The following is a 24,285-nucleotide window of genomic DNA, read 5'->3' as shown; positions in this document are numbered from 1 at the left end:
CACCACAACTCTCACCAACACCTCAACCAACGACCCAGGACAGCCCCGGGACGTGCACGACCCTTGAAAACTCCACAGTGTGAATCGGAAACCCCGTTCAGGTGCCCGCCAACCAGCGACACGGCGGGCACCCGAACGGCGGCCATATCGCGACGTCCGAAAACCACCTGCCGACAGGCCGGAATGCTCGTCACGTTCGATACACGGGAGCAGGGGTAGTCGAGTAGCGGCGAGACCTCACCTGGGCGCCGAGATCATCATCTCCGCAATCGGTTTCAGCGGCGTGGATCTCGATACGGCTCCTCGGCTGGCGCCTCGGCGCCTACTCGATCGACGACAAAGCTCGGCATCGAACAGACAGCGACAAGGACCGACGCTGAACAGATAGCGACAAGGGCGGGCATCGGACAACCATCGACGAAGGACGACAACAAACAGTCAGCGACAAGGACCGGCCCCAAATATCCAGCGACAAGGCCCGACTTGAAGGGTCAGCCGGTCACTCCGAGATACGCAGACCGTCCCACTCGTGATCGTGCATGAAGCCCTCGGCGAGACCCACCTTGTACTTGAAACAGCTGCGCAGAATCCACATGTAGGCGAACGGCAACATGATCGCCGGCCGCTGGTCACCCCGGCACGAGATGACATCGTCGGACGCACGGAAGTCGCGGATGAACTGCCGGATGCTGCGATTCCCACGCGATGGTTTACGCCACCCGTAGAGCAGCATGCCGAGTCCGATCATCCGATGTGTGTCGGGATCCGGGGTGATGATCTCCTCGTTCTCCCCGAAGAATGCCCGGTCCACGCCGTCGTCCGGCCCGAACATCATGATGCCGCTGGTGGCACGCGGGTTGCATTCGATCGCAACCAATCCCCGATCGGGGTCTTCGATGAAGTCGACGCCGATCTGTCCGGTGAAGTTCACCTCACGCACGAACGACGACACCCGGTCGAAGATGCCGGGGTGATCGACGGATCGGAAATTCAGGCAGGAACTGCCGTCGATGGCGTAGTCGACCGGATACGTGGCGTGCGCGAAGATCTTGCCTTCCCGCACGATCGAATACGTGCAGTACTTGTTTCCCGACGCCCACTCCTGCGCGAGCCACGGGTTGGTGGGGTCGAACTCGAGCCAGTCGAGCGGATCCCCCGGCTGGACCTTGTGCACCTTCTGCGAGCCACGCGAGTAGCTCTCCTTGAGCGCGAACGGTTTGTCGAAATCGAGGTCCGCCACGTCCTCGCGCGAACGCAGGCGCGCGAACTTCAGGTGCGGCCGGCCCATTTCCACCAGCAGTTCGGAGAACTCGTACTTGTTGTGCAGCTGGTTCTCGAGTTCGAAGTTCGAGAGGAACAGCTCGCATTCCGGGGGGAAGATGTCCACCATCATCGACAGGATGTCGGTCTCCTCGTGGATCGGGATGACCATGTCGACCTTTTCGTCGGCGACGATGCGGGCGAGCGCGTGACAGTACGCGCGCGGTTCGAACTTGGGCGCGGGCACCCGATGGAATCCGTCGGCCGCATGCGAGTAGCGCGTGATGCCGATCGGGATGCTGTCGACGATGGTGACGCGATGCCCGCCCGCCGACATCAGTCGCGCGAGTTCGAGGGTCAGGAACGAGCGTCCGAAGGTGATCAATACGTGTTTGCGTCCGGGTGTCCCCACTTTTCCGAGTCTAGAGATGAGTGTTTAGGCTGACTCACCGACCCGGAAAAGGAATAGGCGATCCTCTCCGGACGTTGCACAATGCTGATATACGGCGACCTGGTCGAACTGCCGGCACCACCGGAGCCCGACCACCAGGCATGCGGGGTCCGGGGTCGCCGACCGGGCCGTTGTCCGACGCCACGACGGGTGGCTCGGCCGCCCGGGGACCCGGGATCGAGTGGCGGAGGTAGTTGCGATGTTCGTGATCGGTGTGATCGCGGCGTGTCTCGCGGCTGTCGCCTACGGTATGTCGACCGTACTGCGTGCTCTCGGTGCGCGCAGGGTTGCGACCACCGCGCGTGAAGAGGGCAGCGAGGCCGAGTTCACGAACTCGGTCGGCGGGCCGTCCCTGAAGTCGACGATGTCGACCTTCGTCGACCCGTCGTTCATACTCGGGACGACGATGGTGGTCGTCGGTTTCGCCGGCGGCGCGTTGGCCGCACGATTCCTGCCGTTGTTCCTCTCTCAGACCATCGTCTCAGCGAATCTCGTGATCACCGCGCTCCTCGGCACCATCATGCTGAACATCGCGCTGCACACCCGTGACTGGATCGCCATCTGGCTGGTGGTGTTGTCGCTGTGCCTGCTGGGACTGTCCGCAGAGCATCACACCGGCGGCGGCGAGAGCGCTGTTTTCCACTGGGAACTGTTCGTCGCGACGCTGGCCCTGTGTGGGATCGCGCTGTTCGGTGTGTACCGGCTCGGCAAGCACGCTGCCATCGTCGGCGGTGCGGCCGCCGGGCTCCTGTTCGGCATGATCGCGATCGCCGTGCGCGTCCTCGACGGTGTCGCCCCCTTCCACCTCGCCACCCTGCTGACCGACCCCGCCGCCTGGACCATCGCGTTCGCGGGCGCGGTCGGCTTCTTCGTGCAGACCGTGGCGCTGCAGGTCGGCGCGGTCAACGGTGTCACCGCGGTACTCGTCGTCGGCGAGACGGCAGGCCCCAGTCTCGTCGGGGTCCTGTTCCTCAACGACACCGCCAAGCCCGGCCTGGGATGGCTGGCGATCGTCGGTTTCATCGGTGCCGTCGTCGGCGCCGTGCTGGTCGCCTGGTACGGATCGGGCGACCCCGACCACTTCGGTGAAGCACCCCCGCAAAAGGGCGGTTGGCGTCGCGGCCGGGTCAATTCGTCCTCGTCGGATTCCATGGCGAGCGGGGAGATCGAAGCACCCGGCTACGGGATCGACTTGTTCGGGGTCGGACTGTTCGGTCGCGGCCCGTCCACGCCTCCGAAGGAACGATCCTCCGACGACATCGGCTCCGAGGACTCTCGCTGACCGTCTGAGCCCATGCCGTCGTCGACATCGGGATGGATGGCGGCGATCTCGCTCTCGCCTGACGGGGTGAGTCGAATGCTGCGTGGGATGTTCCCCCGCATGATCCACCCCAGTTCGAAGAAGCGGTCGGTCACGGCGCTCCCGAGCGGTCCGGCGAGGTGGTGGGCTTCCTCGGTCCAGTCGACGCAATAGCGCAGTGGTCGTTCCCGATCGAGCACGCGGACGGGGATACCCCAACAGCTCAACGCTTCTGCGCCCCGGTCCGTCAACCGGTACTGGGCGCCTGTGCCCGGTGCCGAGAGCCGGTCGCCGGCAATGGTGGGATCGTGGCGACCGTCGCCGCCGGTGACCCACTCGGCGCGAATCATCTGGCCGAAGACGTGCACACCAAGGTGCCCTGCGAGATGCCGATAACAGGTCCGCGCATTGCGGAGAGCCGCAGCCTTGGTGTGTTGGCGCAACGAAGTGATCGGCATGCGCGGCGCGAGAGGTGCTAGGGCTTCGAGTACCCGTTCGACCTCGACACTGGCCAGTCGGTAGTACCGATGGCGTCCCTGCTGCTCGACGATCACGAGGCCGTGTTCGAGCAAGGTCGCCAGGTGGTTGCTGATCGTCGATGCGGCCACGCCGGCTTCTTCGGCCAGGCGCCCGGCCGGAAGCGCTCGACCGTCGATGAGCGCCATCAGCACACGGACACGTCTGGGATCGGCGAACGCACTCGCCGTGCGTGCGATGTCCGGGTCACCTCTGCCCAGTGACGGGTCGCTGCCCATGTCCCGATCGTAGGTCCGATTCACTTCGACGCACCCTGAAACATTTCGCGGCAAGGATCGATGTGTGCAGCCCGATCATGAGCTGACGTCCGATCAGCGCGACGACAACCGACTCGGAACCGACATGAATCGGCTCCTGACCGCCGGTTTGTGTGCGGGGTACTTCCTCGTCCTGCTCGACGTGACGGTGGTCAATGTAGCTCTGCCGCAACTCGACACGCATTTTCGTGCCGGCGGCGGGCTCGCCTGGGTCGTCGATGCATACACGGTCCCGCTGGCAGCCCTACTGCTCGCCGTCGGAGCGGTGGGCGATCGGATCGGACACCGCGGCATCGTCTTGGCGGGATTTACCGGATTCGGGGCCGCATCGGCGGTGTGCGCGGTAGCGCCCACCCTGGGAGTGCTCGTCGCCGGCAGGGTTCTTCAGGGCACCGCCGCAGCGTTGATGCTGCCGGGAACGTTGGCGCTGCTGATGCGGGCGGCCCCCGATGAGAGGGCGCGCACCCGGGCGGTCGGCCTGTGGGCCGCGGTCGGCGGAGCGGCCCTGCCCGCAGGGCCGGTTGTGGGCGGTCTACTCGTCCAGATCGGTGGATGGCGATCGGTGTTCTGGATCGGTGTTCCGGTCATCGTTGTCGCCCTGACAACAGTGCTCATGTCGAGGTCGCCGGCGCTGGACCCGCCGAGTTCACCGACGTTGGTCCGCGCAGAACTGAGCTCGGTCGATTGGCCGGGCGCGGCCCTGCTCGCCATCTCGTTGGGATGCGCGGTCACCGCGCTGATCCAGGGCACCGACAACACCGCGCTCGCGGTTGCCCTGGTGGCAGCCGCCGCCCTGACCAGCTGCACCCTCTGGTGGCTCGAGCGACACTCGTCGGAGCCACTGCTGCGAGTTGCCGCCGTGGCACGCCGCCCGCTCGCGCTGGCCTGCGGGGTCGCCGCCGTGATGAACCTGTGCGTCCAGGGTGCGTTGTTCGTGCTCACACGCGCCTTCCAGACCGTTCATGGGCTCAGCCCACTGGCCGCGGGCCTGGTGATGTTGCCGGCGATGGCGCCGCTCCCGCTGCTCGGTGCCCCGTCGGCCCGGCTCATCACCAGGATCGGTCACTGGCGAACCAGTGCGTTGGGTCTGCTGATCGCGGCCATCGGCTTCGTCTGGGTGTCGTTGAGCCTCAGCTCCGCGAGCAGCTCGCCGAACCACCCGATGCTGGTGTGCTCCTTGTTGGTCTGGGGTTGTGGAATCGGCGTCCTGACACCGGGAATCGTGTCATCTGCCATGCACGCGGTACCGGAGTCGCCCGGCATGGCCGCAGGCGCCGGCAACACCTCTCGGCAGGCGGGCGGAGCGATCGGTGTGGCGCTTTTCGGCGCGATCGCGGGAACGCAGGCAGACACCTCGTTCACTCAACACGTGGGCGCACTGCTGTGCGCAGGTGCAGTCGCTTTCCTCTTGGCTGCCCTGACATGTGTGCTCCTGCCGGGCCACGCATCGTCCCGGCGAGCATGACGCCCCCGGGGCGATGTGTCACGACCGCCCCGCACGCAAACCGATGTCGGCGTCTGGTCAGTCCTTCTTTCGAGTGCCGGGCAGGACGCCGGCGTCGATGACGGCCTTGACGTAGGGACGCATCCGCGTCAGCAGATCGTCGACCCCGCTCCCCGACCACGCCTGACCGGTGATCGCATCGGTCTCGTCCTCGACAACCTGGTAAAGGTCCAGCCCCGCATCGGTCAACCGATGTCCGCTGCCGTCGCCGGCGGCGAGCCCGCGGGCGACGAGTCGCTCGACCGAGGCGTCCCAGGCGTCGTCGGACCAACCACGGGTGAGCTGCACGAGTTTGCGGCCCAGGACGCGGCGGCGGATAGTCGGGTCATCGATTTGTGCCTCATGGAAGGCGACGGCGTCGAGCCCGTCGAGGCCGTGGTGCACGAGAGCGGCGATGTGGTTGTCGCCGCGCCATTCTCGCAGGATCGCGATGGCGTGCCACAGTGCCAGATGCGGTTCTTCCGGAGACGCGTCCGCGGCCCACGCCGCAGCGAGCGGCCGACCACCGAACGGTACCGACTCGGCCATCGCGTGATACCGCTGTGCGAGCTCGACGACCTCGGGGTCCTCGACCCGTTCGGCCAGGATGGCCCGCAATTGCTCGTCGAGCATCTGGTTGCGCCGGGCGGCGACCCGGTCGAGGCCAACCTCACGCGCCGCCGACCATGCGGTGGCGATCAGGTCCGGCGCGAAGTTGTAGAACGCGGAGGTGACCAGCGCGGGGTGGCATTCGCCCATGGGCGCCGCACGCGCCCCGACATAGAACCCGTGCGGGTCGAGGCCGGTGTCTTCCTGGGCGGCGCCCAGACCCGGATTGAAGTATGCGAGCACATGGAACGGCTCGAGCGTCTCGTAGGCCCGGCGTGCGATCTGAGAAGCGGCAGTGTCCGCGGTCGAGGTCATGGCTCCATACTGGCAGGCGCAGACGAACCGATCCCCACATGGCGGCGGCACTGTCGGCGAGTTTTGATCCGCGACGGCGGACGAGCCGGTACATGTTGAACCATGGATGACCTCGAGGCGATCAAGAACCTCAAATACCGCTATCTGCGAGCCCTCGACACCAAGGACTGGGCCGCCTTTGCCGACACCCTGACACCGGACGTCACCGGCGACTACGGCGCCAGCCTGCGCTTCACGAACCGTGACGAACTCGTGGACTACATGCGCAGTTCGGTGGGACCGGCCGTGATCACCGAACACCGTGTCGATCACCCGGAGATCCAGGTCGACGGTGAGGACGCGACCGGACGCTGGTATCTGCAGGACCGGGTGATCGTGCCGGACTTCTCGTTCATGCTCTTCGGTGCGGCGTTCTACGCCGACCGGTACCGCCGCACCGACGACGGGTGGCGGATCAGTGGCACCGGCTACGACCGCACCTACGAGGCGAAGCTCAGTCTGGCCGATCTGCCGAGCTTCTCGCTCGACGTCGGCCCCGCCGTACGGATCTGACATGACGTGGCGTCGCGGTGAGCTGTTCGCCGACCGTGCTGCGGCCGGACGAGTGCTCGCCGAGCGCCTCTCGCGTGAACCGTCGGTCACCGCCCTGGCTCCGGACACCGTGCCGCAGCGGGTGGCGGTGCTCGGCCTCGCCCGTGGCGGCGTACCGGTGGCGCGTCCGGTGGCCGACGCCCTCGGTGCGCCGCTCGACGCCCTGGTGGTTCGCAAGATCGGCGCACCGGGTCAGCCGGAGTTCGCGATGGGCGCGATCGCGGCGGGCGAGATCATCGTCAATGACGACATCCCGCGCCGACTCGGTGTGTCGGACAAGGATTTTCAAGCGATCGTGGACCGCGAGAACGAGATACGGATGGAGCGGGAGGCGCGCTACCGCGCTGGCCGCCCGGCGATCGCACTCGGCGGTCGCCTGGCAATCCTGGTGGACGACGGTCTGGCCACCGGGTCGACGATGGCGGTGGCCATCCGGGCCGTGCGGGCGGCAGGCGCCGGCAGCGTCATCGTCGCCGCGCCGACGGCACCGTCGGATGTGTTGGCACGCTTCCGATCCGACCCCGCTGTCACCGCGGTCGTGGTGGTCAGCACACCGGAACCCTTCCACGCGGTGGGGCAGTCCTACGAAGATTTCCGCCAGGTCGACGACGACGAGGTCAGGCGGTGCCTGGGTTCGACTTGAGCAACAGCGCTGCGATCTCTGCACGATCGGTGACGTCGAGTTTCGTGCACGCCCGATAGATGTGACCCTCGACGGTCCGCACCGACACCGTCAGACGTTGGGCGATCTCCTTGTTCGACAGACCGGCGGCCACCAGGTTGGCGATCTCCCGCTCACGGGTGGTCAGCGGAAGCGGCTGAGCCGCTTCGACGAGGGCCGGGGTCTGAAGGCCACCACATTGGGCGGCAAGACGATTCGCGACCGCAGCCGACGCCACCGTCGCCGATCGACCACCGGCCGCCTCGTGCAGCACACTCGCCTGCGCGGCAGCATCCGCCGCCGACATCGCGAACCCGAGGCCCTCGAATTCCGCTGCGCAGAGATCGAGTTCGACCGCATCGCGATCGACGAGCGCCTGGGCATGCCGTGCGTACAGCGCAGGCAACGGTCCGTCGATCCGATCGGCCAGTTCCCGGAGCCGCTGCGCCCCAGTGGCATCACCGAACCTGGCTGCGGTGTGCAGAGCTTCGGCTTCGATCGCGAATTGACCCGATTCGCGTGCGGCGTCGGCTGCCACCGCGGCCGTCTGGACGGCGAGCGAGACCGTACCGGCCGATGCCTCCTGCCACGATCGGCTGATGTCGAGCATCGGACCGAACACGGCGATGTGTCGACCGAACCGGTCCTGCGCCTTACGCAGTGCGGCTTCGGCGGACGCGGTACTGCCGACGGCGCTGAGCGCTGCGACCAGATAGAACCGGGCGGGATAGTTCCACGACTCGGCGGCGCGGCCGCTGTCGAGGGTGGCCAGGGTCTGCTCCATCTGCTTGGCCACGGCCGTGCTGTTGCCCTTGGCCATATCGACGACGGAGACCAGGATGCCGGCCATCGCCCAGCCGAGGTACTGGCCGACGTTGGAGAAGCGGACGTAGCGATCAGCGCGGTCGGCTGCCTCGTCGAGCCGGCCGGTCAACGTGAGGGCGAGGATCTCGCCGAGTCCCGTGGGGAATCGCAGCAATCCGTCGGTGGCGGCTTCGGCGACGCGGGCACGCCCGGCGAGTGCGGCCACCGACTGGCCCCGACCCGACAGTGCCCGTGCCAGACTGCCACCGAAGACCGCCCATTCCACCGCCCACGGTGACGGATTCGGCGATTCGAGTACCTCGTCGGAGAGCGCAACGGCATCGTCGACGCGGTTCTCGAAGATCGCGCAGGCCGACGCGAACCCCTTCACGACCAGACGCAGGTTGGGATCGGTGATCTTGTCCTGCAACATGGCCAGCACCTCGTCGGCGCGGTCGGCATCTCCGATCGCCCAGAACAAGGTCGCGAATCGCAAGCCGCCCCACAGGATCAGTTCGAGCTCGTTGAGATCGTCGGGGTCGAACTCGGCGAGTACCTTGTCGGCCTCGGCTGCGTAACCCTGCCACATCAGCGACCGCGCGAGTGGTTCGGCAGCGGCGAGACCACCGTCGCCCTCCGCCACCGCCGCACGCGCAAACCGCTCTCCCAATGGCGCATTGGCGAACCCGAGGGCGTCTCGGGCCGCAGCGGACATGAGTGCGGTGTCAATCGCGACGTCGCTCTCCAGCGCGAGGTCGGCCAGCCGGATGCGTTCGGCAGCGCTCTCGGTCCCCCGAGCCTGCAGCGAGGTGACGAGTTGGCCACGCAGGCGCCGCGAGGACGCCAGCCCCAGGCGATGTCGGATGACCTCACCGAACAGCGGATGGTTGTACTGGACGTTGAGCCGACGACCGTCGCGCACGATGCGGACCAGTCCGGCGATCTCGGCTTCCTCGACGGCCTCCTCACCGGCCAGATCGGCGAGGATGTCGATGTCCAGCGGCTCGCACAGCGCCAGATACTTCAACACCGCGAGCACCGCGTCGTCGAGCTGCTCGATACGACTCTCCAGCAGCGAGGCGAGTTCCGACGTGATGGCCGCACGGCCGCGCAACTGCCAGACACCGTTGACCTGCCGCAGCGTGCTGGCCTGGCGCGCGCCCTCCACCAGATGCCGCAGGAACAACGCGTTTCCGCCGGACGCCTCCCACATCAGGTCGGCCGAGAGTCCTTCGAGCTGTCCGCCGAGCACCGACTCGATCAGCTCGACGCTCTGCTCCTTGGTGAACGGTGACAGGGTGATCCGGGTGAGGTGATTGTCCTTCCACAGTGACGTCACCGCATCGGGCACCGATTCGCCGCTGCGCACCGTCGCGACGATGTGCACCGCCCGGTCGATGGCCAGTTGGTGCAATAGGGTCGCCGACAACTCGTCGAGCAGATGCGCGTCGTCGACGCCGATCACCACATTGCCGTCGGCGAGCAGGGACTCGCGCGCCGCGGCGAGATAGGTCACCGGGTCGCTCGAGGTCGCCGGTCCGACGAGATGGGCGAAGACGCCGAGAGGAATGCTGCGCGCCGATTCGGTGCCCGCGACCCACCGCACGCCTGCATCGAGTCCAGAGGTCACGTGCCGCGCGAGCGTCGTCTTACCCACACCCGAATCACCGGTCAGGACAACGCCACACGCGGCCGTCTCGCCGCGCAGCGCAGCCTGGATGATGCGGAACTCTTTCTCACGCTCGACGAGGGGCCAATTCGACGACATGGACAGAGTCTAGTGCCCGACCCATTTGGCCGATATGGGCCAGGTGGCTCTTGCGCACCGACGATCCGTCGGATCCGGTCAGGCGTCGCGACGTTCGGTCATGACGACGCCGATCGCGAACACGATCGCGGCGAACACCGCGAAGTAGATCAGCGAACCGTATTCGTTCCACGGGTAATCGGTGTCGGTGGCACCACCGTGCAGGAAACGGTTTCCGTTGGCGAACGGCAGGAACGGCGCGATGTGCTCCCCGACCTTCGGCAGGATGGACAGGATCGACTCGAACGCCAGATTCCAGATCAATACGATCACGATCGCGCCCGCGGTCTGGCGCACGATGGCGCCCACCCCGAGTCCGATCACGACATAGAGTGCCGCGAGGATCGGTGTACCCCAGATCTGTCGGATGACCCCGGAATCGCCGAACTCGATCATGCTGTCCGCACCGGCGAAGCCTCGCACCAGGGCGAGCGCCAGCACCGACAGGACCAGGGTGACCGCGAAGGACAGGAATGCGAACACCGCGGCCTTGGCCAGCAGCACCGTCGAGCGGACGGGAATCGCCTGGAAGCTGATGCGGATCGTGCCGAAGCGGTATTCACTCGTCACCGCGAGCACCGCCATGATCATCAGCACCAGCACACCGATGTTGTTGATCCCGATCAGCGCCGTCCACGCGGATTCCTCCGGCGTCGAGGCGATGGCCCCGTTCACGGTGATGCCCATGATCGTCGCGATCGCGATCGCGAAGACCACGACGATCGCGATGCACCAGTACGGAGAGCGGGTCGAAAGCAGTTTGATCCGTTCGGCATTCATCGCGGCGATCATCGCGGTCCCTCCGGGAAACCAGGGGTCGGCGCCCCACCTTGGTACTGCACCGCGCCGGCCGTCATGGACATGAAGACTTCTTCGAGAGAGGCACTGGTCCCGGTCAACTCGTGCAGTGCGATACCGGCCCGGGCCGCGATGTCACCCACCTGGTCGGTGGTGATGTCGGCGACGGAGAGGAACGGTCGGCCGTCGGAGCCCGTTCCGGGAGTGACCGCCAGACGCGCTTCGGCGAGCACCCGGTGCAGATCGGGCAACTGTGGGCTGCGGACACGCACGCTGCGCGCCGCGTGGCTGGTGAACTCGGCGACCGAGGCGTCGGCGATGAGCCTGCCTTGACCGATGACCACCAGATGGTCGGCGGTCAGGGACATCTCGGTGAGCAGGTGACTCGACACCAGGACGGTGCGGCCCTCGGAGGCCAGGTGCCGCATGAACCCGCGGATCCAGACAATGCCCTCGGGGTCGAGACCGTTGACCGGCTCGTCGAACAGCAGGGTGTGCGGATCGCCGAGCAGCGCTCCGGCCAGGCCGAGTCGCTGCGACATACCGAGCGAGAATCCGCCCGCACGCTTGGAGGCGACCGAGGACAGGCCGACGAGCCCGATAACCTCGTCGACCCGCCGGGCGGGAATACCGTTGGCGGCTGCCATCCAGCGCAGATGCGAGCGAGCGCTGCGATTGGGGTGCACCCATCGCGCGTCGAGCAGAGCGCCCACCTGCCGAAGCGGATGGTCGAGATCCCGATACGCCTGTCCGTTGATCGTCGCCCGGCCTGCCGTGGGCCGGTCCAGACCGAGCATCATGCGCATCGTCGTCGACTTTCCCGCGCCGTTCGGACCCAGGAACCCGGTCACCAGACCGGGCCGGATCTCGAAGGTGAGGTTGTCGACGGCGCGCACCTTTCCGAAGTCCTTGGTCAGGTTCTCGACTCTCAGCACAGACAGACAGTAGCGAGCGCGGGCGGTCGTGGCGCGTCGTACGCTGCACAGCGTGTCGATCACCTGTGCCGTACTGCTGTGGTCCGTCGACGGACGGGACGCGCAATTGCACTCCTACGAGGACGACGTGCTGCGGCTCGTCGCCGAACATCGCGGTCGGATCGTCTCCCGGGTGCGCCGAGTGGACACCGACTCCGACGATCCGTCCGAGACCCAGATCATCGAGTTCGCCGACGAATCAGCCTTCGACGCGTACATGTCCGATCCGCGGCGGGTGGCGATGGCCGATCGTCGGGACGCCTGCATCTCCCGCACCCGGTTGTGGCGGGTCGAGACCGCCTAGGACTCCGCTTTCCGAGCAGTCACACGTCGAAGGCGGCCAGCAACATGCGGGCCGCGGTGGCGATCAGTGCGGCGCGATCCGCCTGCGGCGGGCGGAGCAATGCGATGCGCAGGCACAGGTTGGCGGTCGCACCCATGGTCAAGAAGACGAGATCGTCGAGGGCGTCGGCGTCGAGATCCGGCCGCAGCCGGTTGGGCAGGATGCGGGCCAGCGGTAGGAGTGGTTCCTCCACCTCGGCCCACGCCTGTCCGAACTCGGCCTCGGCCGACGAGTAGGACACGCGCAACACCGCGTCGTGTTTCTCGAACGCCGCGGTCAGGGTCTCCACGATGGTCACCATCGCCGCCATCGGATCGGCGTCCATCGCCCGGCCGACGCCGGCGGCGAGCGACATCGTGATGTCCCCGATCGCGGTGGCGCGCAGTTCCTCGATGATTGCGTCGATGTCGGCGAAGTAGCGATACACGGTGCCGATGCTGACGTGAGCGTGGTCGGCCAGCTGCTGGGTCGTCGGTCGCCGCCCGGGGTGATTCCTCAGCAGCGACACGGTGCCGTCGAGGAGTCGTCGCCGCATGCCAGCACTGCGATCCTGCTGAGGTCGTGCCCGCGCGGACCCTCGTGCGGGACGCTTTCCGGTAGCTGCCACAAAGTGAATAGTAAGTGAGGATTCCTCGTGTTTGACTGATCTCGTGGATCGACAGCCGCCCCAAGCACTGGTGAACACCGACGTCGCGGTCGACCGATACGGCGATGCCGGCCGGATCTGGTTGGACAGCATGTGGTCGGCCGACCCGCTCGCCGATGCGGTGGTGAGCGACGAGTTCGGAGGATCGTCGGCGACCGACGCCGTGCGAAAGGCGCTCGAGGGCGGTATCGACACCGTCGACGACGCCCCGGATTCACTGCGCGCACTGTTCACCGCACTCGACGCCGAACCGGCATGGGTGGACCACGACCGGCTCGACCGTGCTGCCGACGCCCTCGTCCGGCACACCGCGGCCCTCGGCATCGTGTTGGGCGCGGCATCGTTGCTGCGCGGCGCCGGCAACAGCATCGCCGGAAAGCCTCTAGTGCTCACCGGGAGATACGCGACCATGCCCGCCGTGCGTTCGGTGGAGGTCGGCGAGTGGCTGCGCCACGTGATCGCTCCGGGCGGGATGCGCCGCGACGGCGACGGTTTCGCGTACACGGTGCGGGTCCGGCTGATCCACGCTCACGTCCGCCGAGCGATGTATCGCCTCGGCACCTGGGACGAAACCGCCTGGGGCGTCCCGATTCCCCAGCCCTACATGGCGTTCACGATGGCAGAGTTCGGGCACATCGCCCTCGACGGCATGTACGACCTCGGCGTGCGATTCGACGACGACGAACTCACGGCGATCTACCACCTGTGGCGCTACGTCGGACACGTCGTCGGGATGGACCCGCGGCTGAATCCGACCTGCGCCGCCGACCACATTCGCATCGAGGAGCTGTATCGACTCACCTCCCCCGGCCCCGACGACGCCGACCGCGAGTTCGTCGTCGCGCTGACCGATGACTATCTGATCCCAGAACTGGCCGATGCCCTGCCCGGGCCACGACGTGTACGCCGGGCGGTGGCCGGCCGCGCAATCCACGGCCTGCAGCGGGTCTTTCTGAGCGACGACGACGCAGACGCACTGCACATCCCCGACGGCCGGACCAAACACGTGCTGCGCCTGGCCGCCCCGGTAATGGCCGCGGCAGGCCGCGCCCGCATCATCGTCGGCGGCCGGGATCGATTGTCGCGGCGCGGCTATCGGTCACGCGATCACGAGATGGACCGGATGCGGCGCGCCTACGGTGTGTCGCACGAACTGGTGGACAACGCTCCGGCGGCGGTGAGCTGAGACGAGTTGGGGGCGGGTCTGAGGCCTGGGGCGCGACCACGGTATGCGCCATTCACCTCGCGGGCGACGACGCCTGGGCCCAGAACCGCTTGGGAATCCGCCCCGCCCCGGCAGCGTACCGCCCGGCCGTCACCGCGTGGCGCATCGCCGCCGCCATCCGTTCCGGATCGTCGGCCCGTGTAACAGCAGATGCGAGAAGGACTGCGTCGCAGCCGAGTTCCATGGCGAGCGCGGCGTCGCTGGCAGTCCCGATGCCGGCGTCGAGCACCACCGGCACGTGCGCATCGGCGACGATCATCTCGATGTTGTGCGGATTCGCGATTCCCAGGCCGGTGCCGATCGGCGACCCGAGCGGCATCACCGCTGCGACACCGAGGTCCTGCAGACGCGCTGCCAGCACCGGGTCGTCGTTCGTGTAGGCCAGGACCGCGAACCCGTCGTCGACCAATGCTCTTGCCGCCTCGACCAATTCGATCGGGTCGGGCAGTAGGGTGCGCTCGTCGGCCACGACTTCCAGTTTCACCCAGTGCGTTTCGACGGCCTCGCGCGCCAGCTGCGCGGTGAGGACCGCCTCGGCGGTCGTGTGGCAACCGGCCGTGTTGGGCAGGATCGCGATGTCGAGGCGGCGCAGGAGCTCGACGAGGCCGGTCCTGGACTCCGGGCTGACCCGACGCAGTGCGACCGTGGTCAACTCGGTCCCCGACGCCCTCAGCGCACGTTCGAGAACGGCCAGATTGCTCGCGCCGCCGGTACCCATGATCAACCGGGAAGTCAACTCCCGGTCCGCGATCCGCAGCGGAGCGTCCAGGTCTGATTCGACGGGGCTAGCCACCCTGCACCGCCGTGACGATCTCGATCTGGGCATCACTGCGCAACAGACGATCCCAGCCACCCCTGGGCACCACCTCACCGTCGACGGCCACCGCGATACCACGGTCCGGCAGGCCCATCTGCGCCACGAGATCACCCACCGACGACTGCGGTCGCACGGTGGTCGTCTCACCGTTGACGAGGACGGTCAGCATCGGTTCTCCCCTCCGGCCGACGCACTCGCAGACGCGGTCGGTCGTTGTTCGTCCAGCAGTTCCATGACCCGTTCGGCGGTGTAGGGCGCCAACAGGATTCCGTTGCGCCCGTGTCCGGTCGCCACGACGACACGCTCGTCGACGCGATCGATGATCGGCAGCCCATCGGCCGAGCACGGACGCATACCCGCACCGGCCTCGACGAGTTCGTACGTTCGCAGACCGGGCATCAGGTCGACGGCATCGGCGAGCAGATCCGCCACGCCACCCACCTCCGGAGCCGCACTCGACTCCTCGAAAGGCTCGTATTGTGTTGCACCGACGACGATTCCGTCGTCACGTGGCACCAGGTAGACCGAGCGGGCGCGCATCCGTGCCCGGACCACGTGGGTCGGCGGCGGCACCGACCACCGGGTACGTCGCAGTCGCAGGATCTCTCCCTTCGCGGCGTGCAACCCGATGTCGGGCAGCAACGCACGCGTGCCGAGGCCCGCGGCCACCACGACGTCGTCGGCGTCGACCTCGCTGAGGTCGCCGACCCGGCGATCGACGACCGAACCGCCCGCCGCCAGCAACGCCTCGCGCAGACGATCCAGTAGCCGCCGGTTGTCCACGGCGCCCTCTCCGCGGACGAGGTATCCGCTGTGCAGGCGGGACCCGAGGACCGGTTCCAGGCGTCTGATGTCACCCGCGTTCACCGGCCGCAGATCGTCGGCGACGCGTGGCTGTTGCGACCACACGAAGTCGGCAAGGTTCCTCAGGTGCTCGGCGTCTGCCGACGACGCCGCGACGAAAAGCGAATCGTGGGCGGCCATGATCGACGGGTCGGCGAGCCGTTCGACGAGTGCGGGCCACCGACGCACGGACTCGACGGTGCGCCGCAGCAGTTCGTCTTCGCCGGGATGTCCCTCTCCGAGTGATCCGAGCATCCCAGCGGCCACCCAGGCGGCACGATCCCGCGCACCGGCGTCGAACACCTGCACCCGTCGGCCGGCATCCGCCGCGGCCAAGGCGCAGGTCAGGCCGATGACACCGCCGCCGACGACGGCCAGCGTCGGTCGACTCGTCTGCTGTTTGATCGGATCACCCATCGATGACATCCTTCCTTCGCCGGCATTACCCGGATCAGGTCAAACGGTCAGCGGGGGCTCCACCCGCACTCTCAGCCCGGCGTACCCCGGGCTCCCGTGTCGTGCCGCCTAGCCTACCGTTGCCGTCGTGACCGAGTTGCGTGCCCCGCGAATCGCCCGTCTGTCATCAGCACGGCTGTACCTGTGCACGGATGCTCGCCGTGAACGCGGCGATCTCGTCGAGTTCGTGGACGCGGCGCTCGCCGGTGGCGTCGACATCGTGCAGCTACGAGACAAGGGTTCACCGGGCGAAGCGACCTTCGGAGTGCTGGAGGCGCGTGAGGAACTCGAGATACTCGGCCGGCTGCGCGAGCTCACCGCACGCCACGGTGCCCTGCTGTCGGTGAACGACCGCGCCGACATCGCGGTGCTCGCCGACGCGGACGTACTGCACGTCGGGCAGGGTGATCTGCCTGCACACCTGGCACGACGGATCGCCGGCCCGGACGTCATTGTCGGGATGTCCACGCACGACGAGTCGCAGATGCGGGCCGCGGTCGCAGACGACGACGTCGACTATTTCTGCACCGGGCCATGCTGGCCGACCCCGACCAAACCCGGCCGCACCGCTCCCGGACTCGACCTGGTGCGAGCGGCCGCGGCGGCCGCCCCGGGCAAGCCGTGGTTCGCGATCGGCGGCATCGACGCCGAGCGGCTGCCGCAGGTGCAGTCCGCCGGCGCGCAGCGCGTGGTCGTGGTGCGCGCGGTCACCGCCGCCGACGATCCCGCCGCCGCGGCGAACGCATTGCGCGAGCCTCTGGCGTCCGCCGCCGGGTAAGGGCCCCGCCGCGCCGGTCGCGTAGCCGAACCGCCGACGCCCCCTGCCGGTCGAGTAGCCGAACCGCCGACGGTCCCCCGCCGGTCGAGTAGCCGAACCGCCGACGGTCCCCCGCCGGTCGAGTAGCCGAACCGCCGACGACCCCCCGCCGGTCGAGTAGCCGAGCCGCCGACGACCCCCTGCCGGTCGAGTAGCCGAGCCGCTAGGCGAGGCGTATCGAGACCTGGTGCACCACAGCTGATCTCGATACGACGGCTCGCTGAACTCGACGTAACTCGACTGGCGGGGTAACACCGATTCGATCGGCCGGAGAGTCGGCCGAACACTGTCGGCCGGGTCGGCACGGAAATCCGTTTGCCGACGCGCTGGAGGCGGGTCTATCCTGGTCGCCATCATGTTGTGCATGCAGAGCGCGCTCGTAACCCGCCGCAGCGGGGTCTGATCTGACCGACCCCCCGCTGCGGGGTCGTCGCGTTCTCGTCTCGTCGGTCGCAATCCTTTCGACCGAAGAAGACTCGAGATGCACCGCCTTCACCATTCTCCGAATCCACGCCCCGGTGACACGACGTCGTCGGGCCGCCCCCGTGATCCCTTCGCCACCCGTTTCGGGTGTGCCCTGCCGAAGGGCATGCGCGCCGAAGCCGCAGGCATGACCTGGCAGGGCTTCACCGACACCTACGCGCCCGCCGGCTCCATCCGTCTGGGTTCCTGGAGCGTCGCGCCCGGCCGCCAGGACATGGTCGTCTGTCACGCGACCATCGCGTTCGCCGGCCGCGTCATGTCGTTGCAGGCGCAGGCTGCCGGCCCGATCGGTGCGATGACATCGATGCTCCACGACCTCGGCGCACCGGTGCAGATCGTCAGCCTTCATCAGCGCGAGGTCGACGGGACGATCACCACGTTCCTGCTCTGCGAGCGCGACGGCCGTCAACGTTGGGCGTGTGGCGATGGGCAGACGGGAGACGAGGCAGGCATCAACGCCTTGATCGCGGGAGCCAACCGGCTGTTGAGCTGCTGACGGTCTCCCGAGCGACGAGCCCGGTCGTCAGCGATCCGTCTGCAGGTCGAGCGTCGTGATCCGTTCCCGCAACCCCGGCCAGGCGCGTTCGAATGCCGGATGCAACGGCAGGGTCGCCACCTCGGACTCGGGTACCCATCGCAATTCGGCGGATTCGCCGTTGGCGATGGTGCGGATCGGCTGGTCGACCTCGGCGATCACGGTCGTGTAGGTCCAACCGCTCGGTGCCTGATGCGTCACCAGCGCGGCGATGACCCGCACTGCCTCGCCACCGATCCCGGCCTCCTCGTCGGCCTCCCGCAGTGCGGTGTCGATGGCACTCTCATGCGAATCGCGTGCACCGCCCGGCAGGCCCCAGGTGCCACCCTGATGCGACCAGATCGCACGGTGCTGCAGCAGGATCGCGGTGGTGTCGTCGTCGGGCAGCGGCGCCCGCAGCAGGAGACCGGCTGCACCGTTGCGCCCCCAGTAGCGCGAACCATCCGGATCGATCACCCAGCCGTCACCGTCTCCGCGCACACTGCCTCCTGCAGCTCATTCCCACCCCGAAAATGCCCCGAACGTCCTCCACGGTAGGTGAGTCACGCCACTGTGGCCAGGCCACGACGACTCATAGCTGTGCTCTCCACACCTTCGAGAGCCTCACGACGACCTGGGGACACGGCCTTCACAAGTCGCGCTCCTCGAGGCCCCGAGGACTAGGGTTGACCGTAGGTGATCCACCCGGCACGGCAGCCGCCGAACGCGGGGATGCGATCGCCGACGGCGTGATCCCGCGACGGGTGAAACGGGCGAGTCGCGCTCGGCGACAGACTAGGTGGAGGACGTGAAATCGATGCCGGTGACAGCCGGCACCACGCTGCACCACGAATGGCAGGACCACCAAGGGAAGTGACGTCGGCACCATGGAGAACTCGGAAGGATCCTGAGGTGACCGGCGACGTATCGCCCATGCGCACCGCGCTCAACCGCGCGGGCCGGACCTTCCGTTCCAGTCCCTCGGCACCGCCCATCCGGCAGGTGCTCGCCGACCGGCGTGACCTGATGACCACGGCGCGTCAACGCGCGCAGTCTCCGCTGTCGACGCTGCGGCACTATGCCACCACGAGCCCCGGCAAGCTGGTTCTGATCCTCATCGCCCTGATGGCGGCCTGCCTGGCGACCGGTCTGTACGCGTCGACGACGCTGGAACGGCGTACCGAGTCCCTGCGGGCGATGATCGACCGCACCGAGCCACTCGCCGAGGCATCGCAGGTCCTCTATAGTTCGCTGTCCATCGCCGACGCGACCGCGAACTCAGCGTTCATCTCCGGCGGACTCGAGTCGTCCGATCTGCGCACCCGGTACTCCGACGCGTTGGCCACCGCGTCCGCGTCGTTGATCATCGCCGCCGGCAACTCCGAGGAATCCGAAGAGACCCAGGCGGAGGCCCGCGAGGTCGCCAAGGACCTACGCACGTTGGCGACCAGCATTCCGGTGTACAGCGGCCAGGTGGAGACGGCGCGCACCAACAATCGACTCGGCAACCCGGTCGCCTCCGCGTATCTGGGCCAGGCGTCGGCGCTGATGCAGGACACCATCCTGCCGGCGGCGCAACGCCTCTACGAGCGCCGGTCGTCGGCCATCGCCGATCCCCAACGCACCCTCACGGTGCCGCCCTGGGGTGTCTACACGGCACTGGTCGTGCTGATCATCGGATTGGCGCTGGCCACGCGATACCTCGCTCGACGCACGCGCCGCCGATTCAACATCGGTGTCCTGGCGGCGCTGGTGGCCGTCGTCGGCGGCACGGTGTGGCTGCTGGCCTCCGGTCTGTTGTCGGTGGCCGCCACCTCCGATGCCCGCACCAACGGCGCCGATCCGCTGCGGGCGCTGACCACGGCCCGCATCCTGACCCAGCAGGCCCGCTCGGCCGAGACCCTGTCGCTGGCCCGCCGCGGAGACCAGAGCGACCTGGACCGCACCTTCGCCGACACCACCAACCAGATCGGCGCCATCCTCGACCAGGTCCGGGACGACCGGGCCGACTCGAGTGCCGTGTCGGAATCGCAGCTCTACAACGCCAACTACGTTCTCGAGCGGTGGAAGGAACGTGATGCGCGGGTCCGCGACCTGATGACCGCGGGCGACTTCCTCACGGCGCGCACCCTCACCGTCGGCGACGACGCCGACGAATCGACCGCGCAGGCCTACGAAGACCTCGACCGGGCGCTCACCGACACCATCACCACCACGCGAGCGTCCTTCCGCGACGACATCAACACCGCCCAACGCGTGCTCGGCTACACGGGGACCGGCATCCTGCTGTTGACGGTGTTCGCGGGTGTGGCGGTCGTGATCGGGTTGATCCCACGAATCCGGGAGTACCGATGAGCGGCCACCACATCATGCGAAGGCATCCTCGCCCGACCGGCCCACGCCGCCGCCCGGTCATCGCGCTGCTGTCGGCACTGATCGTGATCTGCTGTGCAGGATGCGTCCGCTTCCCCGCACCCGAATCGCCACCGCCGATCGCCTTCGCCGCCAACCCGACCCCGCCGGGCGCACAGACCAACGTGCCCCGCGAACCGGTACCGGACTCGCAGTCGTGCAATGCGACGCAGAGTCTGCGGCCGGGCCCGATGCCGGTCCCGGGCCAGATGCCGATCCGATCGACGATGGCAGACATCATCGACCGAGGACGATTGATCGTCGGCCTGGACATCGGCAGCAATCTGTTCAGCTTCCGCGATCCGATCACCGGCGACATCCAGGGTTTCGACGTCGACCTCGCCCGGGCGATCGCCAAGGCGCTCTTCGACGACGCCAGCAGCATCGAGTATCGGGTGCTGAGCTCGGCCGAGCGCACCCAGGCCCTCCGCGACCACTCGGTCGACGTCGTCATCAAGACCATGAGCATCACCTGCGACCGGCTGCGTGACGTGGCCTTCTCCAGCCCGTATTACACGGCCTACCAACGCATTCTCGCGACCCGCAACTCGTCCATCGACGGCGTCGACGATCTGGCGGGCAAACGGGTCTGCGCCGCCCGCGGATCCACCTCGATCGGACGTCTCCAGTCCATCGCGCCCCGGGCCAGACTCGTCACCACGACCACCTGGGCGGACTGCCTCGTGATGATGCAGCAGGGCCAGGTCGATGTGGTCAGCACCGACGACGCGATCCTCGCCGGTCTCGCCGAACAGGACCCGTGGGTGCAACTCGTCGGTCCCGGCCTCGGCGAGGAGTACTACGGTGTCGGGCTCCCGAAGGGCCAAGACGACATGGTGCGCTTCGTCAACGGGGTGTTGGAACAGTTGCGAGCCGACGGCGGCTGGCAGCAGATGTACGATCGGTGGCTCTCGATCCTGGGCCCCGGCAACGGACCACCGCAACCGATCTACCGCGATTGACGAGCTATGACCGATCACGAGAACGACCCAGACGCAACGCCTCCGGCCACTGACCGAGGCGGGGTCGACGTGGGCACCGAGGCGGTGAGCCGGGACGAACTGTGCGGTGACGATCCCGCCGACGCGACGAGAGCGGACAGTCGGGACGATCTCGACGTCGGCACCCAAGCGGCCAGCCGCGACGAACTCGACCTCGGCACCCAAGCGGCTGTCCGCGACGAACTCGACCTCGGCACCCAGGCAGCCGACCTCGACCAGCTCGAGATCGGCACCCAGGCAGCCGTACCCGACGATCGAGATGCACCGACCGATCATGTCTCGGGTAGGACAGGCCCGACGATCCCGAACGATCCGATGGCATCGCTGGGTACGTCACGGCGGCTCGTACCGCGGAATCGACCGATGGTGCACGATCGTCGACTCGGCAGCGGTCTCGTCGAACTGCCCAAGATCACCGACATCGAGCCTGCCGACGCCGTACTCGAACATCCGATCATCCCCGAGGGCAAACGGAACTGCTGGCGGTGCGGAAAGCCCGTCGGTCGCTCGGTCGGCCCCGGACACGGTGACCTGACCGGCGAGTGCGCCAACTGTGGTGCGCGGTATTCGTTTGTGCCGGGCCTCAAGCGCGGAACCCTGGTCGCCGACCAGTACGAGATCGCGGGCGCCATCGCACACGGCGGCCTGGGGTGGATCTACCTGGCCATCGACCGCAACGTCTCCGACCGTCCGGTGGTTCTCAAAGGGTTGCTCAACTCGTCGGACGCGGAGGCACAGGCCGTCGCCGTCGCCGAGCGCCAGTTCCTCGCCTCGGTGAACCATCCCGGCATCGTCAAGATCTACAACTTCGTCGAACACGTCACCGAGTACGACGACCGGTTCGGATACATCGTGATGGAGTACATCGGCGGCCGGACACTCAAACAGATCACCGCCGACGACACCTCCGGCACCGGCCTGCTGCCCGTCGAACACGCGATGGCCTACATGCTGGAAGTTCTTCCCGCCGTGGGTTATCTGCATTCGGTGGGGTTGGTCTACAACGATGTCAAACCGGACAACATCATGGTCGGCAGCGACGAGGTGAAGCTCATCGACCTCGGGGCCGTCTCGTCGATCAACGGGTACGGCCACCTGTACGGCACCCCGGGATTCCAGGCTCCCGAGATCGTCCGAACCGGCCCTCAGATCGTCACCGACATCTACAGCATCGGCCGGACACTGGCCGCGCTCACGGTCGACATGCCCAAGAAGGACGGCCGTTACGTCGAGGGCCTCCCGGACCCGGAGACCACACCGGTGTTCCGCGACAATCCGTCGTATTACCTTCTGCTGCAACGGGCCACCGCCCCGAATCCGGCGGATCGGTTCGCCTCGACGGACGAGATGACCACCCAGGTCCTCAACGTCCTGCGTGAGATCGTCGCGGTGCACACCGGCGTTCCACGTCCGTCGATGTCGACGGTGTTCACGCCCCAACGGTCCACCTTCGGCACGGATCTCATGCTGGCACCGGTCGACGGATTCTTCGACCCGGAACAGGCCGCGTTCTACGATCCGGTGGACATCGCACGCGCATTGCCACTGCCGCTGGTCAATCCGCAGGATCCGGCGGCGCGACTGCTGACCTCGGCCGCATTGTCGGATCCACGGCAAACGCTGGATTCCATTCACGCCGCCCGGGCCGAGGGGTTCATCTCGCTGCTGGGCAAGTCCACTCCCGACCAACACCCGTCGTTGGAGATCGATCTGGCCGAGGCGCGGGCGCATCTGGAACTCGACGACGTGGACACCGCGCTGACGTTGCTGCGCGATGTGTCGGTGCACCACGGGGATTCGTGGCGCGTGCAGTGGTACATGGCCATCTGCGCCCTGATGAACGACGAACCCGAACTCGCCTACGAGCGGTTCAGCGACGTCCTGCAGGCCATGCCCGGTGAGGTGGCGCCGAAGCTCGCCGTCGCCGGAACCGCGGAGCTGATCGGCCGCTGGCTGTCCGACGAACAGCCGTCTTCCGACGAACACCACGAGCGGATCACCGCGTTGTTCGACATCGCCGCACACCATTACCACGATCTGTGGCTGACCGACCACGGCATCGTCACCGCCGCGTTCGGTCTGGCCCGTCTACATGTGGCCGACGGCAATGTGGCGGCGGCGATCGCGCCGCTCGACGAGGTGCCGCCGACCAGTAGGCATTTCAACACCGCCCGGGCGACGGCGGTGATCGCCCTGGTGCACGGCCGCCCCCTGGCCGACGTCACCCGCGAGCAGGTCGTGGAGGCCGCGCGGCGCATCGAGGCGATGCCCGACAGCGAACCCCGCAAGCAGCGCCTCCTGCTCATCGTGCTCGGCAGCGCGCTCGGTTGGGTGCACAGTCACCCCGACGCCGACGCGACGCTGACGCCGACGACACTGCTCGGTTACCCGTTCACCGAAAAGGGTCTCCGTGTCGGCACCGAGCGTTCCCTGCGAGCGCTGGCGCGCCAGACCCGCACCAACCGCGACCATCGGTTCATGCTCGTCGATCTGGCCAACTACGTGCGGCCGGACACGTTGTTCTGAGTCGGGTCACCGGATCTCGATACGCCCTCCGCTGGCGCTCCGGGCTACTCGATCAGCAGAGGGTCACCGGATCTCGATACGCCCTCCGCTGGCGCTCCGGGCTACTCGATCAGCAGCAGACACTGCCACCACTCGCCGATCAGCAGCAGACACTGCCATCTCTCGCCGGTCGAGTAGCGCCGCGCGAGCGCAGCGAGCCCGACGCGTATCGAGACCCGCCCAACCCACCACCAACAAACACCGCCACCACCCGCCGGTCGAGTAGCGCCGCGCGAGCGCAGCGAGCCCGACGCGTATCGAGACTGTGAGAATGAGGTCAGGTGTTCGCCGCGGTGTGGCGAGCGCCAGTGACGGC

Annotated in this window: 22 protein-coding genes and 1 riboswitch; of the genes, 11 read left to right on the top strand and 11 right to left on the bottom strand. The window is 67.5% G+C overall.

Features of this window, described 5'->3' with window-relative positions; all coding sequences use genetic code 11:
• Window positions 1-499: 499 nt before the first annotated feature.
• The gene (locus AAFP35_RS24940; protein WP_419224372.1) at window positions 500-1,672 is read right to left on the bottom strand and encodes a carboxylate--amine ligase; all 1,173 of its coding nucleotides are present in this window, start codon (window positions 1,670-1,672) and stop codon (window positions 500-502) included.
• A 238-nt stretch (window positions 1,673-1,910) separates the two neighbouring features.
• Between AAFP35_RS24940 and AAFP35_RS24935 the strand changes: the two genes are divergently transcribed.
• Window positions 1,911-2,993 carry an EamA/RhaT family transporter gene (locus AAFP35_RS24935; RefSeq protein WP_419224371.1) on the top strand — a complete coding sequence of 361 codons (1,083 nt, stop codon included), beginning with the start codon at window positions 1,911-1,913 and terminating at the stop codon, window positions 2,991-2,993.
• Here the strand turns inward: AAFP35_RS24935 and AAFP35_RS24930 are convergent.
• Window positions 2,891-3,766, bottom strand: a complete 876-nt coding sequence (locus AAFP35_RS24930) for an ArsR/SmtB family transcription factor (protein ID WP_419224370.1) — start codon at window positions 3,764-3,766, stop codon at window positions 2,891-2,893. The genes AAFP35_RS24935 and AAFP35_RS24930 overlap by 103 nt on opposite strands.
• Window positions 3,767-3,830: 64 nt before the next feature.
• On the opposite strand from AAFP35_RS24930, the gene AAFP35_RS24925 reads away from it, so the two are divergent.
• On the top strand, window positions 3,831-5,270 hold the full coding sequence (locus tag AAFP35_RS24925) for an MFS transporter (protein WP_419224369.1): 1,440 nt from the start codon (window positions 3,831-3,833) through the stop codon (window positions 5,268-5,270).
• A gap of 57 nt (window positions 5,271-5,327) precedes the next feature.
• On the opposite strand, the gene AAFP35_RS24920 is transcribed toward AAFP35_RS24925, so the two are convergent.
• Window positions 5,328-6,212 (bottom strand): SCO6745 family protein, encoded by an 885-nt coding sequence (locus tag AAFP35_RS24920; RefSeq protein ID WP_419224368.1) that lies wholly within the window; start codon window positions 6,210-6,212, stop codon window positions 5,328-5,330.
• A gap of 102 nt (window positions 6,213-6,314) precedes the next feature.
• Between AAFP35_RS24920 and AAFP35_RS24915 the strand changes: the two genes are divergently transcribed.
• Together AAFP35_RS24915 and AAFP35_RS24910 are read left to right on the top strand one after the other, a co-directional pair.
• Window positions 6,315-6,764: a nuclear transport factor 2 family protein gene (locus tag AAFP35_RS24915; RefSeq protein ID WP_419224367.1), complete on the top strand. Its 450-nt coding sequence runs from the start codon at window positions 6,315-6,317 to the stop codon at window positions 6,762-6,764.
• A gap of 1 nt (window position 6,765) precedes the next feature.
• On the top strand, window positions 6,766-7,446 hold the full coding sequence (locus AAFP35_RS24910) for a phosphoribosyltransferase (RefSeq protein ID WP_419224366.1): 681 nt from the start codon (window positions 6,766-6,768) through the stop codon (window positions 7,444-7,446).
• Here AAFP35_RS24910 and AAFP35_RS24905 read toward each other — a convergent pair.
• From AAFP35_RS24905 to AAFP35_RS24895, 3 genes are all read right to left on the bottom strand, one after another.
• The gene (locus AAFP35_RS24905) at window positions 7,421-10,036 is read right to left on the bottom strand and encodes a LuxR C-terminal-related transcriptional regulator (RefSeq protein ID WP_419224365.1); all 2,616 of its coding nucleotides are present in this window, start codon (window positions 10,034-10,036) and stop codon (window positions 7,421-7,423) included. The genes AAFP35_RS24910 and AAFP35_RS24905 overlap by 26 nt on opposite strands.
• Before the next feature lie 78 nt (window positions 10,037-10,114).
• A complete protein-coding gene (locus AAFP35_RS24900; RefSeq protein ID WP_419224364.1) occupies window positions 10,115-10,855 on the bottom strand; it encodes an ABC transporter permease in 741 nt (246 codons plus the stop codon).
• Window positions 10,856-10,863: 8 nt separating this feature from the next.
• Complete coding sequence (locus tag AAFP35_RS24895; RefSeq protein WP_419224363.1) at window positions 10,864-11,808, bottom strand: ABC transporter ATP-binding protein; 945 nt, start codon at window positions 11,806-11,808, stop codon at window positions 10,864-10,866.
• Window positions 11,809-11,860: 52 nt separating this feature from the next.
• Here AAFP35_RS24895 and AAFP35_RS24890 point away from each other — a divergent pair, with 52 nt between their 5' ends.
• Window positions 11,861-12,151 (top strand): DUF1330 domain-containing protein, encoded by a 291-nt coding sequence (locus tag AAFP35_RS24890; protein WP_419224362.1) that lies wholly within the window; start codon window positions 11,861-11,863, stop codon window positions 12,149-12,151.
• Between the two features lie 19 nt (window positions 12,152-12,170).
• On the opposite strand, the gene AAFP35_RS24885 is transcribed toward AAFP35_RS24890, so the two are convergent.
• Complete coding sequence (locus AAFP35_RS24885) at window positions 12,171-12,725, bottom strand: TetR/AcrR family transcriptional regulator (RefSeq protein ID WP_419224400.1); 555 nt, start codon at window positions 12,723-12,725, stop codon at window positions 12,171-12,173.
• Window positions 12,726-12,840: 115 nt separating this feature from the next.
• On the opposite strand from AAFP35_RS24885, the gene AAFP35_RS24880 reads away from it, so the two are divergent.
• Window positions 12,841-14,022 (top strand): oxygenase MpaB family protein, encoded by a 1,182-nt coding sequence (locus tag AAFP35_RS24880; RefSeq protein ID WP_419224361.1) that lies wholly within the window; start codon window positions 12,841-12,843, stop codon window positions 14,020-14,022.
• Window positions 14,023-14,074: 52 nt separating this feature from the next.
• Here the strand turns inward: AAFP35_RS24880 and AAFP35_RS24875 are convergent, their stop codons facing one another.
• The 3 genes from AAFP35_RS24875 to thiO all read right to left on the bottom strand — a co-directional run bounded on the left by AAFP35_RS24875 (window position 14,075) and on the right by thiO (window position 16,138).
• On the bottom strand, window positions 14,075-14,854 hold the full coding sequence (locus AAFP35_RS24875; RefSeq protein WP_419224360.1) for a thiazole synthase: 780 nt from the start codon (window positions 14,852-14,854) through the stop codon (window positions 14,075-14,077).
• Window positions 14,847-15,044, bottom strand: a complete 198-nt coding sequence (gene thiS / locus AAFP35_RS24870) for a sulfur carrier protein ThiS (protein ID WP_419224399.1) — start codon at window positions 15,042-15,044, stop codon at window positions 14,847-14,849. Before thiS ends, AAFP35_RS24875 begins: the two co-directional genes overlap by 8 nt.
• Window positions 15,041-16,138, bottom strand: coding sequence for a glycine oxidase ThiO (thiO, locus tag AAFP35_RS24865; RefSeq protein WP_419224359.1), 1,098 nt, complete (start codon window positions 16,136-16,138; stop codon window positions 15,041-15,043). The genes thiS and thiO overlap by 4 nt, the downstream gene beginning before the upstream one ends.
• Window positions 16,132-16,246: riboswitch (TPP riboswitch) on the bottom strand. It overlaps the preceding gene by 7 nt.
• Window positions 16,247-16,265: 19 nt before the next feature.
• Between thiO and thiE the strand changes: the two genes are divergently transcribed.
• Window positions 16,266-16,955: a thiamine phosphate synthase gene (gene thiE / locus AAFP35_RS24860; protein ID WP_419224358.1), complete on the top strand. Its 690-nt coding sequence runs from the start codon at window positions 16,266-16,268 to the stop codon at window positions 16,953-16,955.
• Window positions 16,956-17,604: 649 nt separating this feature from the next.
• A complete protein-coding gene (locus AAFP35_RS24855) occupies window positions 17,605-17,973 on the top strand; it encodes a hypothetical protein (RefSeq protein ID WP_419224398.1) in 369 nt (122 codons plus the stop codon).
• 27 nt (window positions 17,974-18,000) lie between these two features.
• On the opposite strand, the gene AAFP35_RS24850 is transcribed toward AAFP35_RS24855, so the two are convergent.
• Window positions 18,001-18,492 carry an NUDIX hydrolase gene (locus AAFP35_RS24850; RefSeq protein WP_419224357.1) on the bottom strand — a complete coding sequence of 164 codons (492 nt, stop codon included), beginning with the start codon at window positions 18,490-18,492 and terminating at the stop codon, window positions 18,001-18,003.
• 411 nt (window positions 18,493-18,903) lie between these two features.
• Between AAFP35_RS24850 and AAFP35_RS24845 the strand changes: the two genes are divergently transcribed.
• Genes AAFP35_RS24845 through AAFP35_RS24835 form a run of 3 tightly spaced genes read left to right on the top strand, consistent with a single transcriptional unit; the run spans window position 18,904 to window position 23,930 of the window.
• Window positions 18,904-20,346, top strand: coding sequence for a hypothetical protein (locus tag AAFP35_RS24845; protein ID WP_419224356.1), 1,443 nt, complete (start codon window positions 18,904-18,906; stop codon window positions 20,344-20,346).
• The gene (locus AAFP35_RS24840; protein ID WP_419224355.1) at window positions 20,343-21,365 is read left to right on the top strand and encodes a glutamate ABC transporter substrate-binding protein; all 1,023 of its coding nucleotides are present in this window, start codon (window positions 20,343-20,345) and stop codon (window positions 21,363-21,365) included. The genes AAFP35_RS24845 and AAFP35_RS24840 overlap by 4 nt, the downstream gene beginning before the upstream one ends.
• A 6-nt stretch (window positions 21,366-21,371) precedes the next feature.
• The gene (locus tag AAFP35_RS24835) at window positions 21,372-23,930 is read left to right on the top strand and encodes a tetratricopeptide repeat protein (protein WP_419224354.1); all 2,559 of its coding nucleotides are present in this window, start codon (window positions 21,372-21,374) and stop codon (window positions 23,928-23,930) included.
• Window positions 23,931-24,285: the final 355 nt, after the last annotated feature.

Source organism: Gordonia sp. CPCC 206044 (assembly GCF_048537895.1).
Taxonomy (GTDB): Bacteria; Actinomycetota; Actinomycetes; order Mycobacteriales; family Mycobacteriaceae; genus Gordonia.
The sequence above is the reverse complement of the archived record's forward strand: the minus strand, read 5'-3'. Positions and strand labels throughout refer to the sequence as shown.